At 75.2% G+C, this 12,749-nt stretch carries 11 protein-coding genes; 5 read left to right on the plus strand and 6 right to left on the minus strand.

Going from position 1 to position 12,749, the window contains the following annotated elements; translation table 11 throughout:
• Window positions 1–47: 47 nt before the first annotated feature.
• Genes BEK98_RS41970 through BEK98_RS41985 form a run of 4 tightly spaced genes read right to left on the minus strand, consistent with a single transcriptional unit; the run spans window position 48 to window position 5,459 of the window.
• A complete protein-coding gene (locus BEK98_RS41970; protein ID WP_094222074.1) occupies window positions 48–296 on the minus strand; it encodes an acyl carrier protein in 249 nt (82 codons plus the stop codon).
• A complete protein-coding gene (locus BEK98_RS41975; protein ID WP_094222075.1) occupies window positions 293–1,336 on the minus strand; it encodes a threonine ammonia-lyase in 1,044 nt (347 codons plus the stop codon). The genes BEK98_RS41970 and BEK98_RS41975 overlap by 4 nt, the downstream gene beginning before the upstream one ends.
• The gene (locus BEK98_RS41980; RefSeq protein WP_143684234.1) at window positions 1,333–3,135 is read right to left on the minus strand and encodes an amino acid adenylation domain-containing protein; all 1,803 of its coding nucleotides are present in this window, start codon (window positions 3,133–3,135) and stop codon (window positions 1,333–1,335) included. The genes BEK98_RS41975 and BEK98_RS41980 overlap by 4 nt, the downstream gene beginning before the upstream one ends.
• A complete protein-coding gene (locus BEK98_RS41985; RefSeq protein WP_094222076.1) occupies window positions 3,135–5,459 on the minus strand; it encodes a lantibiotic dehydratase in 2,325 nt (774 codons plus the stop codon). Before BEK98_RS41985 ends, BEK98_RS41980 begins: the two co-directional genes overlap by 1 nt.
• A gap of 268 nt (window positions 5,460–5,727) precedes the next feature.
• Between BEK98_RS41985 and BEK98_RS41990 the strand changes: the two genes are divergently transcribed.
• The 3 genes from BEK98_RS41990 (at window position 5,728) to BEK98_RS42000 (ending at window position 7,617) form a co-directional block, all read left to right on the plus strand.
• Window positions 5,728–5,979, plus strand: a complete 252-nt coding sequence (locus BEK98_RS41990; protein ID WP_244202212.1) for an MbtH family protein — start codon at window positions 5,728–5,730, stop codon at window positions 5,977–5,979.
• Window positions 5,972–6,742, plus strand: coding sequence for a 4'-phosphopantetheinyl transferase family protein (locus BEK98_RS41995; protein WP_094222077.1), 771 nt, complete (start codon window positions 5,972–5,974; stop codon window positions 6,740–6,742). The genes BEK98_RS41990 and BEK98_RS41995 overlap by 8 nt, the downstream gene beginning before the upstream one ends.
• 134 nt (window positions 6,743–6,876) lie before the next feature.
• Window positions 6,877–7,617 carry a Type 1 glutamine amidotransferase-like domain-containing protein gene (locus BEK98_RS42000; RefSeq protein ID WP_094222078.1) on the plus strand — a complete coding sequence of 247 codons (741 nt, stop codon included), beginning with the start codon at window positions 6,877–6,879 and terminating at the stop codon, window positions 7,615–7,617.
• Window positions 7,618–7,654: 37 nt separating this feature from the next.
• Here the strand turns inward: BEK98_RS42000 and BEK98_RS50435 are convergent, their stop codons facing one another.
• Both BEK98_RS50435 and BEK98_RS42010 read right to left on the minus strand, forming a co-directional pair.
• Window positions 7,655–8,254 (minus strand): helix-turn-helix transcriptional regulator, encoded by a 600-nt coding sequence (locus tag BEK98_RS50435; protein WP_244202213.1) that lies wholly within the window; start codon window positions 8,252–8,254, stop codon window positions 7,655–7,657.
• Window positions 8,251–8,862 carry a helix-turn-helix transcriptional regulator gene (locus BEK98_RS42010; RefSeq protein WP_094222079.1) on the minus strand — a complete coding sequence of 204 codons (612 nt, stop codon included), beginning with the start codon at window positions 8,860–8,862 and terminating at the stop codon, window positions 8,251–8,253. The genes BEK98_RS50435 and BEK98_RS42010 overlap by 4 nt, the downstream gene beginning before the upstream one ends.
• Before the next feature lie 446 nt (window positions 8,863–9,308).
• Between BEK98_RS42010 and BEK98_RS42015 the strand changes: the two genes are divergently transcribed.
• Complete coding sequence (locus BEK98_RS42015) at window positions 9,309–12,389, plus strand: type 2 lanthipeptide synthetase LanM family protein (protein ID WP_244202214.1); 3,081 nt, start codon at window positions 9,309–9,311, stop codon at window positions 12,387–12,389.
• Window positions 12,390–12,491: 102 nt separating this feature from the next.
• Window positions 12,492–12,692 carry a hypothetical protein gene (locus BEK98_RS42020; protein ID WP_094222081.1) on the plus strand — a complete coding sequence of 67 codons (201 nt, stop codon included), beginning with the start codon at window positions 12,492–12,494 and terminating at the stop codon, window positions 12,690–12,692.
• Window positions 12,693–12,749 lie beyond the last annotated feature (57 nt).

Consider the following 12,749-nt stretch of genomic DNA (forward strand, 5'->3'; position numbering starts at 1 on the left):
GTCCTTGCCGTAAGGGGTGCGGCCGGGCGGCCACACCCCGGATGCGGTCAGGCGGCTCCGTAGTCCGCGTCCACCACCTCGGCCAGGTCCCGGGGCGTGGGGTAGGCGAAGACCAGGGAGACCGGGAGGTCCACGCCGAGGGCCTCCTGGAGGCGGCCGGTGATCTGGAAGGCGGTGAGCGAGTCGCCGCCCGCCTCGTAGAAGTCGGTGTCCGCGGTCAGGTCGGCGAGGGCCAGGACGTCCCGGAAGATGCCGACGAGCAGGTCGAGGGTGCTGGTGGCAGTGTTCGTGGTCATGGCGTGTGCTCCTTCGGGTGAGGGTGGGTGAGGTGGAGGTCGTGCAGGCGGGCGGGTGTGTTGCCGCCGGAGACGACGGCCACGGCACGTTCGCGGCGGCCGGCGCGCAGGGCACCGGCCAGGGCGACGGCCCCGCTGGGCTCGGCGTCGATGCCGTACCGGCGCAGCAGGGCCGCGGCGGCGAGGATCTCGGCGTCACCGACGGCGATCAGGTCGTCGACGCGGTCCCTGATGATCGGATAGGGGACGGCTCCGGGACGCTGGCCGCGCAGCCCGTCCGCCACGGTGGTGCCGGGTGGCAACTGGACCGGGTGGCCTGCGGCCAGGGAGCGGGCGTAGCGCGGGGTGGTCGCGGGCTCGACGCCGACCACGCGCACCGGGTGGCCGTCGGCGGCGAGGCAGACGCCCGCGAGGAGTCCGCCGCCGCCGGTCGGGACGTAGACCGTCTCGGTGTCGGGGGCGTCTGCCAGCAGCTCGACGCCGACCGTGCCCTGTCCGGCGACGACCAGCGGGTGGTCGGAGGAGGGGACGAGGACGGCGTCGCGCTCGCTCGCCAGGGCGCGGGCGCGTTCTTCCCGTTCGGCCACTCCCCCGCCGACCCGCAGAGTCTCGGCGCCGAGCGCGCGGATGGCGGCGGCCTTCGCGGGAGCCGCGCCCGCCGCCAGGACCACCGTCAGCCGGATGCCGAGCGTGCGGGCGAGGCGGGCCAGGGCGATGCCGTGGTTGCCGGAGGAGCCGGTGACGATTTGGCCGGCGTCCAGGGCGAGGACGGCGTTGGCGGCGCCGCGCAGCTTGAACGAGCCGGACGGCTGGAGGTGTTCGGCCTTCAGCAGCACGCGCGGGCCGTCCACCGCCGTCGCCGGGCCGGGCAGGAGAGGGGTGTGGACGACGTACGGGGCGATGCGCTCGGCGGCGGCGCGCAGATCGGCGGGGCCGAGGCGCACCTCGGCGGCGGCGCGCAGATCGGCGGGGCCGAGGCGCACCTCGGCGGGGCTCGGGCGGCGGACGGTGGCGACCTGGCGCACGCCGGTGGCGGTCATCCGGCTCTCCCGACACTTCCGGCTCGCCCGACACTCCGGGCTTTCTCGACGGCCCCGGCTCCCTCGACGGCCCCGGCTCCCTCGAAGGTCCCGGCTCGCCCGATCGTCCCGGCTCGCCCAACGGTCCTGGCTCTCCCGACACTTCCGGTTCCCCCGACCGTCTCGGCCCGCCCGACACTTCCGGCTCCCCTAACCGTCCCGGCTTCCCCGACACTTCCGGCTCCCCCAACGCTCCCGGCTCGCCCAACGGTCCCGGCGCTCCCGACCCTTCCGGTTCCCCCGACCGTCTCGGCTCCCCCAACGCCCCCGACTCCCCCCGCGTCGGCAAGGAGCCTCCGGTCCGCCTTGCCACCCCGTGTCGTCGGCAGCGTGTCGAGTCGTACGAAGCGGCGGGGCATCAGGTGGGGCGGCAGCAGGCGGGCGAGATGGGCGCGCAGCGCCGTGTCCGTGGTGTCGGCCAGCTCGCCCGTGACATGGGCGAGGAGATACCCGCGCCCCCGGTCGTCGCGGTGCGGCGTGACCACGGCCCCGGTGACCCTCGGGTGGGCCAGCAGCACACCCTCGATCTCCGCCGGGTCCACGCGGTAGCCGCGTATCTTCACCTGCCGGTCGGTCCGGCCGGCGTAGTGCAGGCCCTCGGGTCCCCACCAGCCGAGGTCGCCGGTGCGGTAGAGGCGGGCGCCGGGCGGGCCGTACGGGTCGGGTACGAAGCATGCGGCCGTGCGGGCCGGTCGGCCGCCGTAGCCGCGGGCCAGGCAGGCTCCCCCGATGTACACCTCGCCCACCATGCCGTCGGGCACGGGTGCCAAGTCCGCGTCCAGGACCCGGATCACGGCTCCGGCGCGGGGCGTGCCCACCGGGTCGGCGGACGGGTCGGTTGCGGCGGGGACGGCGTACCGGGTGGTGGTCATGGTGCACTCGGTCGGGCCGTACTGGTTGACCAGCGTGCCGGGTACGAGGGAGCGGCCGCCCGCGACGAGGAAGGGCCGCAGCGACTCCCCGCTGGACGCCACCAGGCGGACGCCGGCCAGCGGGTCGCCGAGCCCCTGCTGCCCGGCCAGGTGGGTCAGGAAGGAGGGGGTGGTGCTCAGCACGGCGGTGATGCCGTGCTCGCGGACGGTGCGGGCGAAGTCCTCGGGGCGCAGCAGCCGGGCGCGGTCCACGATCACCAGGCGGGCGCCGGCGAGCAGCGGGACGAAGGTGTCCCGGATCGAGGCGTCGTAGCCGAGGGGTGCCGTCTGCAGGGCCACCGTGTCCGGGCCGAGACCGAACGCCGTCGCCGTGTCCCGCAAGTAGGTGTCGAGGCTGCGGTGTTCGACCAGGACGGCACTGGGTTCCCCGGTGCTGCCGGAGGTGTGGCTGACGTAGGCGAGGGCGCGGGGATCGACCGGGCCCGGCCGTGCGTCGTCCGGGGTCGCCGGGTGCGGCTGGTCGAGGAGGACGGACGGCATCCGCAGGCCGAGGGCGGGGGCCAGGTCGGCGGTGGTCAGCAGCAGGCCGGCGCCCGCGCTGCGGGTGAACGCGGCCAGTCGGTCGCGCGGTTGCCCCACGTCGAGCGTCAGGAAGGCCGCCCCGCAGCGCAGGACCGCGGCCATGGCCGCCACCGCCCGGGTTCCGTGCTCGACGGCGACGGCGCACACCGTCTCCGGGCCGACGCCGTGGGCCCGCAGGGTACGGGCCGTCTCCTCGATGTGCTCGGCGAGTCGGGCGTAGGTCACCTCACCCGAGGGTGTGGTGAGCGCGATCCGGCGCGGGTGACGTGAGGCGTGTGCGTGGATGTCGTCGGCGACGGTGCGCATCACGCCTCCCCCGTGCCGGCGACGGTCTGGTCGACCGCCACGAACCGGAGTTCGGAGGTGTAGCGGCGGCCCTCGTCGTCGGTGAGCCAGGCCTGTTCCGGGGTGGGCAGCATCTCGCTGACCTTCAGGCGGGCCCCGGGGTCCTTGCGGGCGAGCCTGCGGGCCGCCTTGGCGAGGATGGTGATGTACACGGGGCTGTCGAAGTCGACGTAGAACGGGCGGGGTTCGGTCGGGGAGACGACGAAGACGAACCGGGGCAGCTCGTGGCGGCGCTGCCAGTGCCGGGCCCGGACGAAGCGGGCGGCCTCCGCCTTCTCGTCGGCGAAGTCCACTCCGGCGACGGGGAGTTGCCAGGTCTCGCGGGCCACGGTCATGCGGTCGACGGTGATGCGCGGGGTGTGCTCGCCCTCCGGGCGCAGGGTGAAGCGGTCCATGACGCGCTGGGTGAGCGTGTTGGCGTACACGTCGAGGAGGTCGTACACCGTGCCGTCGGGCAGGACGGCGGCGAGCCGGCCGCCCTGGTCCTCGACGGTGACGTCCGCGCCGAGCACGGTGCGGGGCCGGTGCGGGTCTCCGGTCTGGTCGACCAGGGCCACGTAGTGGTCCTCGGGCCGGTCCAGGGCGGGGCGGCTGCGCGAGGACCACTTCAGGGGCAGTTCCTTCGGCAGCATGGGCAGCAGGCGCGGGCCGGGGAAGTCGCGGGTGGTCTCGGCGAGGAGCACGTCCCGGTCGGGGTGCTGGTACACGAACAGGGAGGCACCCATCGTGTTCAGCGCGCAGTGCATCTCGCCCAGGACCAGTTCGACGTCACCGCGCGCGAGGGCCTCGTCGTCCTCGGCGATCACCAGGACGTCGGGGCTGATGTACCGGGCCAGCGACCAGCCGTCGCCCGGTTCGTCGAACTCCCGCCGCACCCGCTCGGCCAGCTCCGCCGTGGACAGCCGGACCCGGCGCGCTCCCGGCGGCAGGTCGAGGATCTTCGTCCACTTGGCGCGCAGTTCGGCCTGGGCGGTGTCGATGAGGTCGCCGGCGTCCGGGTGCGGGGAGGGCAGGGTGTGCAGCCACAGGGTGGCGAGGTCCACGGGTGCGCCGTCGGCGCGCAGCCGGTCGTGGACGGTGCGCAGGCGGGTGCGGATGGCGTCGGCGAAGCGGTTGGTCATCCAGCGGGCGGCGGTCAGGCAGAGTTGGAGCGGCTCCAGGTGGGCGAGGAGTCCGGCGCCGGCCGTGGCGGTCGCCGAGCGGCGGGCGTCGGAGTACACCAACCCCCGGCAGGGCGCGGTGCGTTCGCCCTTGGCGCGCTGGGCCTCGCTGTCGGTGAGCGCGGCGAAGTCGGCCTCCAGGTCGCCGATCGCGCGGGTCAGCGCTGTGGCGTCGGTACCGGCGGAGCGTACGGCGTCCCGGCCGCGTTCCAGCACGGCCAGCTTGGCGAGCGCCCGTTCACGGGCCGCCTCGTCGGGGACGCGTTCCAGGATGCGGCGCAGAGCGCGGTCGGGTCGGGTGGCGGCGGGGACCTCCAGTTTCCAGTGGACCCAGCGGCGGGAGACCAGTTCGCCCACGATCCGGGCCGCCTCGCCCGCTTCGATGCCGAGGGCGTCGGCGATCGCGTCCGGGTGGCGGGTGCCGTCGCACAGCCGCAGCACGGCCAGTTCGGTGGCACCGATCCGCTGGGCGGGCCGCCCCGGCACCCGTACCGCACCGTCCACCGGGCGCACGAAGGACACCCGGCGGGGCGGGATCCAGCGCATCAGGTCCCGGTCCTCGGCCAGCACCTTGGCGAGGGCGTCGATCGCCCACCCGGAGAAGTACACCTCCGAGGCGGCGAGAAAGCCCTGCCCGGGGTCGACGGCGACGGCATCCGGGGTGGACGGGTCCCAGCGGCCCCACCCGACCGGGCCGAAGAAGCCGATGGTGTCGTTCTTCACGCAGAACCGCTGCCAGTAGTGGGCGACCAGTTCCTCGCGCTGCCGGGGCATGCTGCTGCGGCTGTCGGCCGTGGGCGTCCAGCGCAGGAACGGGGCAATGCCGGTGCGCAGGACGGCCGGGTTCTGCCAGGCCAGGGCTGCCTGGAAGCGGGCCTGGGCGGCGATCTCCTGCAGCCGGCGGGCGGTGCGTACGGCGGCCTCGGAGACGTCCTCGGTGAAGGCCTGCCACTCGGTGCCGGACAGGTCGGCGTCCGGGCCGAACTTGTCGGCGGCCTCGGCCAGTCCGGGCGGGGCGAGGCGCAGGACGCCGTCGGCGGGGAAACCCGGGCCGCGCAGCGCGAACTGTTCCCACAGCCGCCAGCCTCCGCCCGGCAGCAGGACAGGTGCGTGCTCGTCCGACATCGCGTGGCTCCTTCCGGAAAGGGGGTGCGCGGGAATCGCGTGGCTCGGCCGGGCGGCGGGCGCCGCCGCCGGGAGTGCCGGGTGCCGGGCTCCCCGCGACCGGTCAGCACCGTCCCGCGGCACGGGCACCCCTCACCAGAGAAGATCCGGCAGCAACGCGCGCCGCCGGATCGGCGCGTTCGTCCCTGCCCCGGGTGCGGGGCCGCGGGCACGCTGACCTCGTCGGCCCCTGACCTGCGGTCGGCCCATCATCTGCGGGAGGTTCACCGTGACGCACGACAACCTGGCGACCGGTACGGGCGGCGAGGAGGCCGGCCGGGACAGCGACGAGGTGTATCTCGTGGTGCGCAACGACGAGGAGCAGTACTCGATCTGGCGCGCGGACCGCGAGGTGCCCGCGGGCTGGTACTCGGAGGGGCTGCGGGGCAGCCGGCAGGAGTGCCTGGACCACATCGGCGTGATCTGGACGGACATGCGCCCGCTCAGCCTGCGCCGCCGGCTGGCCGGGGCAGATGTCTGAGCACCGCCCGGGTCCGCTCCTGACCCGCCCGGCCCACGCCCCGCCGCCGGGGCTGCTCTGCCCGGCCGTGCTGGACCTGTCGGGTCTGCGGCGCCCGGTGGGAGTTCCTCGACCCCGGGCGCTGGAGGGGCCGTTGGAGTTGTACCTGGCCCGGGTCGGCGCCGTGGACGCGGGCGCCCTGCGCCATGCGCAGGAGCTGCTGGACGCGGAGGAGCGGGCGCGTGCCCGCGCGTTCCGGCACGCCCGGGACCGGGACGCCTATGTGGTGGCGCACGCGGCACTCCGCAACGTCCTGAGCGTCCTGCTCGGCATGCGGGCCGACGCGCTGCCGCTGGTGCGCGAACCGTGCGCGGGCTGCGGCGGACCGCACGGCCGGCCGGCGCTGCGGACGCCGGGCGTGCACTTCTCGCTGTCGCACAGCGGGGGCCTGGTGCTGATGGCGCTCGCCGGCGCTCCGGTCGGCGTCGACGTGGAGGGGCTGGCCACGGCGCAGGCGGTGCTGAGCGCCCGGTCCGCGCTGCACGTGGCGGAGCGGGACGAGCTGACCCTGCTGCCCGCCCACGAGCGTCCGTCGGCGTTCACCCGGGCCTGGGTCCGCAAGGAGGCCTATCTCAAGGGCCTGGGCACCGGCCTGGTGCGCGATCCCGCGCTGGACTACGTCGGCACCGGACCGCTGCCCGTCGCACCGGCACCGGACTGGACCCTGCGGGACGTGCTCGTACCGGCCGGGTACGCGGCGGCCGTGGCCCTGCGCAGCGCATGACAAGGCAAGCAGTGGGGGCCGGTCCAACGACCGGCCCCCACTGGGCTGTTCGGCCGAGGCACCCGAATCCCGGAGTGTTCACCTCCACGATTCCTTCATGTCTCCCCGGGAGGCACCGCGATACGATCACGCGCGTGACGGCACCCGAACCGACCATCCTCGCCACCTCCGGAGGGCACCGCGTCGGCGGACGCACCCGGGTGCTCTTCGACGCCCTGGTCCATCACGCGGTCGACCTCTCCGGTGTGCACGGCCGGCGCCCGCGGATCCTGTACGTCGGCACGGCCACGGGAGACGCGGAACACGTCACGGCGCGGGTGTCCGAGGCGGCCCGGGTGGCGGGCTTCGACCTCACCCCGCTGCAGCTGTTCCCCATGCCGAACGTCGACGACATCGAGGCCACCGTCCTCGGCCATGACGTGGTCTGGGTGATGGGCGGCTCGGTCGCCAACCTGCTCGCCGTGTGGCGGGTGCACGGCCTGGACACCGTGATGCGCCGCGCCTGGCAGGCGGGCGTGGTGCTCGCCGGTGTGAGCGCGGGCTCCATCTGCTGGTTCCGGGGCGGCGCGACGGACTCCTTCGGGCCCGAGCTGCGCCCGGTCACCGACGCCCTCGGCCTGCTCCCGTACGGCAACGGCGTGCACTACGACTCCGACGCGGGCCGTCGGCCGCTGATGCACCGCCTGGTCGCGGACGGCACCCTCCCGACCTCCCACTGCACCGATGACGGAGTGGGCCTGGTCTACCGGGGCACCGAGTTGGTCGAGGCCGTGGCGGAACTGCCGGGCAAGGCCGCCTACTTGGTCTCCCGGCGGGGCGAGCGGGCGGTGGAGGAGCGCATCGAGCCGCGGCTGCTGCCGACGCCGGCGTTCTGAGGCGCCTTCAGGGCGTCGGCACGGCTGCCGCACGGCGTCAGACGAGGCCGTGGCGTACCGCGTGAGCCACCGCGTGGGCGCGGTTGCGGGCCTGGAGGCGGGACATGACCTCGTAGATGACGTTCTTGACGGTGTGTTCGGAGCAGGACAGCAGCCGGGCGATGTCCGCGTTGCCGTGCCCCTCGGCCATCAGACGCAGCACGGAGGTCTGCCGGGCGGTCAGGGCCGGCCGCGCTCCGGTCCGCGCCGGGGTGCCGTGCTGCGGGCCGGTGGTCAGGAGCTGGGACAGTACCGGGTAGGGGATGCTCTGGTACGGGTGGCCGGTGCGGCGGAAGGCTGCCATCAGGTTGTCCTCGGTGAGGTCCGAAGCCCTGAGGACGACCGCTCCGGCGCGCAGGGCCAGCATCAGGCCCCTGCGTGTGACGTTGTCGCACACGAGCAGCAGCGGGCCGGGGTCACGGACGCCCCGCAACGCCTGCTCGGCGTCGTCGGCGACGATCACCGTGGCGGTGGGGGCATCATGGGCGGGCGCCTGGTCGAGACCGGCGCGCCGGGCGAGGGCGTGGACGCGGTCCGCGTGGCGCGGGGACAGGACGCGTATGCGCAGCGCACCAGGGGCGGTGAGGGTCGTCGTCACAGCAGGCCCGCCCTCAGTGCGTAGGCCACCGCGTGGGCGCGATTGCGCAGCCGGAAGCGCTGGGTGATGTCGTGGACGACCGTGGTCACCGTGCGCGGGGAGTAGGCGAGGCGCTGGGCGATCTCCGCCGTCTCGTGCCCGTCGGCGACGAGTTCCAGGACCGAGCGCTCGCGTTCCGACAGGGCGCTGCCCGCCCAGCCGCCTGCCGTGTGCCGGGCCGCGCCCGGCCGGTCGAGGACCTGTTCGAGCAGTTCGGGTGGCAGGGTGCAGTCGTCCCGGGCGGCGGCCAGCACCGCGTGGGCGAGGCGCGCGGCGTCGGCCTCCCGGCGCAGCAACAGGCCGCGGGCGCCGGCGGCGAGGGCGTGCAGGGCGTCACCGGAGGCGAGGGCACCGGCCACCAGGACGACGGCGGGGCGGTTCGGGTGGGCACGGGTGGTGCGCACGATGTCGAGTTCGGCGGGTCCGAGCCGGTCCACGGTGAGGACGGCGACCCGTGCGTCACCGGGCTCGCACACGGCCAGCCCCGGGCACGTGAGCAGGGAACTGCGGGTGCCGGCCTCCAGCACCGGGTCGAGGGCGACCACACCGACGGGTACGGGTGCTCCCATCTGCTGCTCCTTGGAAGGTCGTCCGCCCGGTCCTCAGTGGTGCGGGCGGTCTGGGCTACTGCACAACACCCTGCTGTGCCGGCACGTGCAGGGCATCGGTAGTCGACCCCCACCTTTCCCGGCCGGCGGGTGACGGATCCCGGTGCAGGGCGGGAAGGAGCCGGTCGCGGCGCCGTGGGGCGGGTCCGGGGAGGTTGTGTGAAGGGCGGGTGGGGGTGGAGATGGGGGTCGCGCGCCGTCCGAGGGCGGGTGCAAGGCCCGGGCCAGGTTGCCCTGGGTCTGCAGCGAACTCGCCACCCCCACCTGGGGGTTGCCCACCCACCCCTGCCGACCTGCCGTTTCTCCAGCCGAGGGTGGGGCCGTCCCCCAGTGCGGTGGGGGCCCGCGAAGAATATGGGGGTCGCTTCCCCATGTGGGGGACGGACCGGCTCTGCGACCTTCGTCTCGTGACTGAGACCGCCAGCCTCCCGACTCCCCGGAGCGCCGGCCTGCCGCTCGCCTGGTGGGCCCCGGCGCTGTCCCTCGTGGAACGGCTCGCCGCCCCGGACCTCCCGGCGGCACCGGCCGGACCCGCCTCCGCCGGGCGCGCCCCCTGGGCCGCCGGTGACGCGGAGGGCTTCGCCGCGCAGCTGGCCCACCTCGGCGTCGACGCGGGCACGGCGGGGGCGCTCGCGCTGGAGCCGGCCGAGCGGCTGGCGGCCCGGACGGACAAGCCCGGTTGGGCGCGGTACGTCGAACAGGCGCTGGAGTCGGCCACCGAGGAAGTGGCCGACGGGCACACGGGAGGTGCGGGACCCGATGCGTTCGCTCCCGTCGTACGACCGCTCGTCGCCCCGGCGTCCGCGCGGCTGGACAGCCTGCTGGCAGGGTTGCCGGAGGCCGAACGGGCGGTCTGGCAGGGCGCGTTCGAAGAGCGGCTGACGCACCAGCTGGTCCGGCAGGCCGCCCGCACCCTGGTCCACGAACTCGCCTCGGCGCGGCGGGCCGGCCGGCTGGCCGGAGTCGGACCGCGCGAGCGGTTCGCCTCGTTCCTCGCTACGACACGCACCCGGCAGGGTCTGGGCGGGCTGTTCGCCGCCTACCCGGTGCTGGCCCGGATGCTGGGGCAGACCGCGCTGGACGCCGCCGAGGCCGCCGCGGAACTCGTACGGCGGTTCCAGGCCGACCGGAACGACCTGGCCGCCGGTCTCCTCGACGGCCGGGTCCCGGGGGCGCTCACCCGCGCCGACCTCGGCCTCGGGGACGCGCACCAGGGCAACCGGGCGGTCGCGGTGCTGCACTTCGCGAGCGGTGACCGGATCGTGTACAAGCCCCGGCCGCTGGAGCAGCACGCCCTCCTGGACGACTTGGTGGGGTGGCTGAACACCAAGGTGCCGGGGCTCGGGCTCCGCAGTCCGCGCAGTGTTCGCCGGGACGGGTACGGCTGGCTGGAGTTCGTGGCGCACCGCTGGTGCCGGTCGGTGGCCGAGACCGACGCCTTCTACCGGCGGCAGGGCGCGCTGCTGGCGCTGCTGTACGCGGTGGACGGCGCCGACATGCACTACGAGAACGTCATCGCCTGCGGCGACCAGCCGGTCCTGGTGGACGCCGAGACGCTGCTGCACACCGGGCTTCCGCCGGCCATGACGGCCGGTGCGGACCCGGCCGCGGACGCCCTGCACGCGTCCGTGCACCGCACCTGCCTGCTGCCCCACCTGCTGATCGGCGAGCACGGGGCGCTCGACATCTCCGCGCTCGGCCGGTCCACCGACGGCACCTACCCGAGCGAGGGGCTGCGCTGGGAGGACAGCGGCACGGACACCATGCGGGCGGTGCGCGCCCCGGTGCTCAGCCCGGGCGCGCAGAACCACCCCCTGCCCGACGGCCGTCCGCTGGACGGCGCCGATCACCGCGCCGCCCTGCTGGAGGGCTTCCGCACCGCCTACGCGGCCATCTCCGCACACGGGGATGAACTGGCGGACATCGAAGGGCCGTTGGCCGCCCGGGCCGAGAGCCCGGCCCGCCTCATCGTCCGCTCGACCCGGCTGTACGCGACGCTCCTGGAGGAGTCCACCCATCCGTCCCTGCTCGGTGACGCGCTGGCCAGGGAGGGTGTGTTCGCCGTCCTGTGGACCGAGTCCGAGCAGGACGAGGTGCGCCGCAGGCTCGTCGAGCACGAGACGGCGGACCTGTGGCGCGGTGACGTACCCCTGTTCGCCCATCGGCCGTCCGGGACCGGGGTCCGGGCGGCCGATGGGACCTGGCTGCCCGGTCTGCTGCCGGTGGCGAGTCTGACCGCGGTCCGGGAGAAGATCGCCCGGATGGACGAGGTCGACTGCCACGACCAGGAGTGGATCGTCGCCGCCACCCTCGCGGCCCGCGGTGCCGCGTCTCCGCTGGACCGGCCCAGGTCCGAGCTGACGGTGACGCCGGTGCCCGCCGTGGTACCCGAGCCGTCCCGGCTGCTCGCCGCGGCCTGCGGGATCGCCGACGAGATCGCCGCCCGCGCGGTGCGCTCGGAGGGCCGGACCAACTGGCTGGGGCTGGAGCGGGTTTCGGGCCCGCACTGGGCGGTGCTGCCCATGGGTGCCGGCCTCGCGCAGGGCTACTGCGGGGTCGCGCTGTTCCTGGCCCACGCGGACGCACTGGCCGGGGGCGGCCGGTACGCGCCGCTGGCCCGGGAGGCCGTACGGCCGCTGCCCGCCCTGCTGAAGGCGCTGGCAGCCGATCCCGAGCTGAGTGCGGCGGCGGGTCCCGGGGCGTACGACGGGCTGGGCGGCATCCTGTACGCCCTGGTGCGGCTGTCGGCCCTGCTGGACGAGAACCTGACGGACTGTCTGCCGGACGCGCTGACAGCGCTCGGCCACGCCGCGGCGGCCTGCTCGGACCCGGGCCTGGCCGGTGGTACGGCCGGGGCGCTGGCCGCCGCGGTCGCGGTGTACGAGGCGACCGGAGCGGCCGAGGCCCTGCGGCTGGCGGACCCGCTGGCGGACCGGCTGCTGGCCACGGCGGCCGACGCCGACGGGGTCCCCGGACTCGCGGACGGCGGTGCGGGCGTCGGCTGGGCGCTGCTGCGGTACGCGGGCTGCCGGCCCGGGCGTGCCGCCGCGCACGCGGCCACCGCCCACGCCATGCTCCGTGCCGCGCTCCAGGACGCCCTCGCCACGCCACAGGACCCGTCCTGGTCGTCCGGACTCGCCGGGGTGGCGGCCGCCGCCCTCGGACCCGACGCGCCGTCGGTCCGGAACCGGCTGGCGGAGACCGAGGTGCGCCCCGACCTGAGCCTGGGCCACGGCACCCTCGGCACGCTGGAGGCCCTGGCCGTGCTCGCCGCACGGGGTGACGCGACCGCGGCCGAGGCCCTCACCGGGCGCACCGGCCAGGTGCTAGCCCTCGTCGAGGCGCAGGGACACCGCTGTGCCACCCCGGACCACGTGCCCTCCCCCGGGCTGCTGGCCGGACTGTCCGGGATCGGCTACGGCCTGCTCCGCCTGGCCCGCCCCGAGTCCGTCCCTTCCGTTCTTCTGCTGGGACATCCCGACCACTGACCGACCCACGCACCACCGCTCAACCGCTCGTCAGCACCACGGCTTTCCTCCACCTCCCACCCCGTGCTCGCCCGCACGGGACATCCGAAGGGGATCACCGTCATGGACAAGCACCTCACCACCGCCACCGCCACCGACGACACCGACACCACCGCCGTCGAGCAGGACGCGGCGGGCGGGATCACCCTCAAGGGCCGCAACCGCGCCTGCGCCCGGGCCCGCGTGCTGGCCGGGATGGTGCTGACCAGCGGGATCGTCATCACGCTGAGCACGCTGGACACCTCGGTCTCCGCGCCGCGGTGACGCCTCGTCAGCTGTGAAACCCAGCGGTGGTCGCGGGCTCCTTCGGGGGCCCGCGAC

The organism is Streptomyces diastatochromogenes, assembly GCF_002242805.1.
Taxonomy (GTDB): Bacteria; Actinomycetota; Actinomycetes; order Streptomycetales; family Streptomycetaceae; genus Streptomyces; species Streptomyces diastatochromogenes.

Bases quoted from the DNA above. Each gene is read 5' to 3' on its own strand.
- BEK98_RS41970 (WP_094222074.1), bottom strand. From the start codon at position 296: ATGACCACGAACACTGCCACCAGCACCCTCGACCTGCTCGTCGGCATC.
- BEK98_RS41975 (WP_094222075.1), bottom strand. From the start codon at position 1,336: ATGACCGCCACCGGCGTGCGCCAGGTCGCCACCGTCCGCCGCCCGAGC.
- BEK98_RS41980 (WP_143684234.1), bottom strand. From the start codon at position 3,135: ATGCGCACCGTCGCCGACGACATCCACGCACACGCCTCACGTCACCCG.
- BEK98_RS41985 (WP_094222076.1), bottom strand. From the start codon at position 5,459: ATGTCGGACGAGCACGCACCTGTCCTGCTGCCGGGCGGAGGCTGGCGG.
- BEK98_RS41995 (WP_094222077.1), top strand. From the start codon at position 5,972: ATGTCTGAGCACCGCCCGGGTCCGCTCCTGACCCGCCCGGCCCACGCC.
- BEK98_RS42010 (WP_094222079.1), bottom strand. From the start codon at position 8,862: ATGGGAGCACCCGTACCCGTCGGTGTGGTCGCCCTCGACCCGGTGCTG.
- BEK98_RS42020 (WP_094222081.1), top strand. From the start codon at position 12,492: ATGGACAAGCACCTCACCACCGCCACCGCCACCGACGACACCGACACC.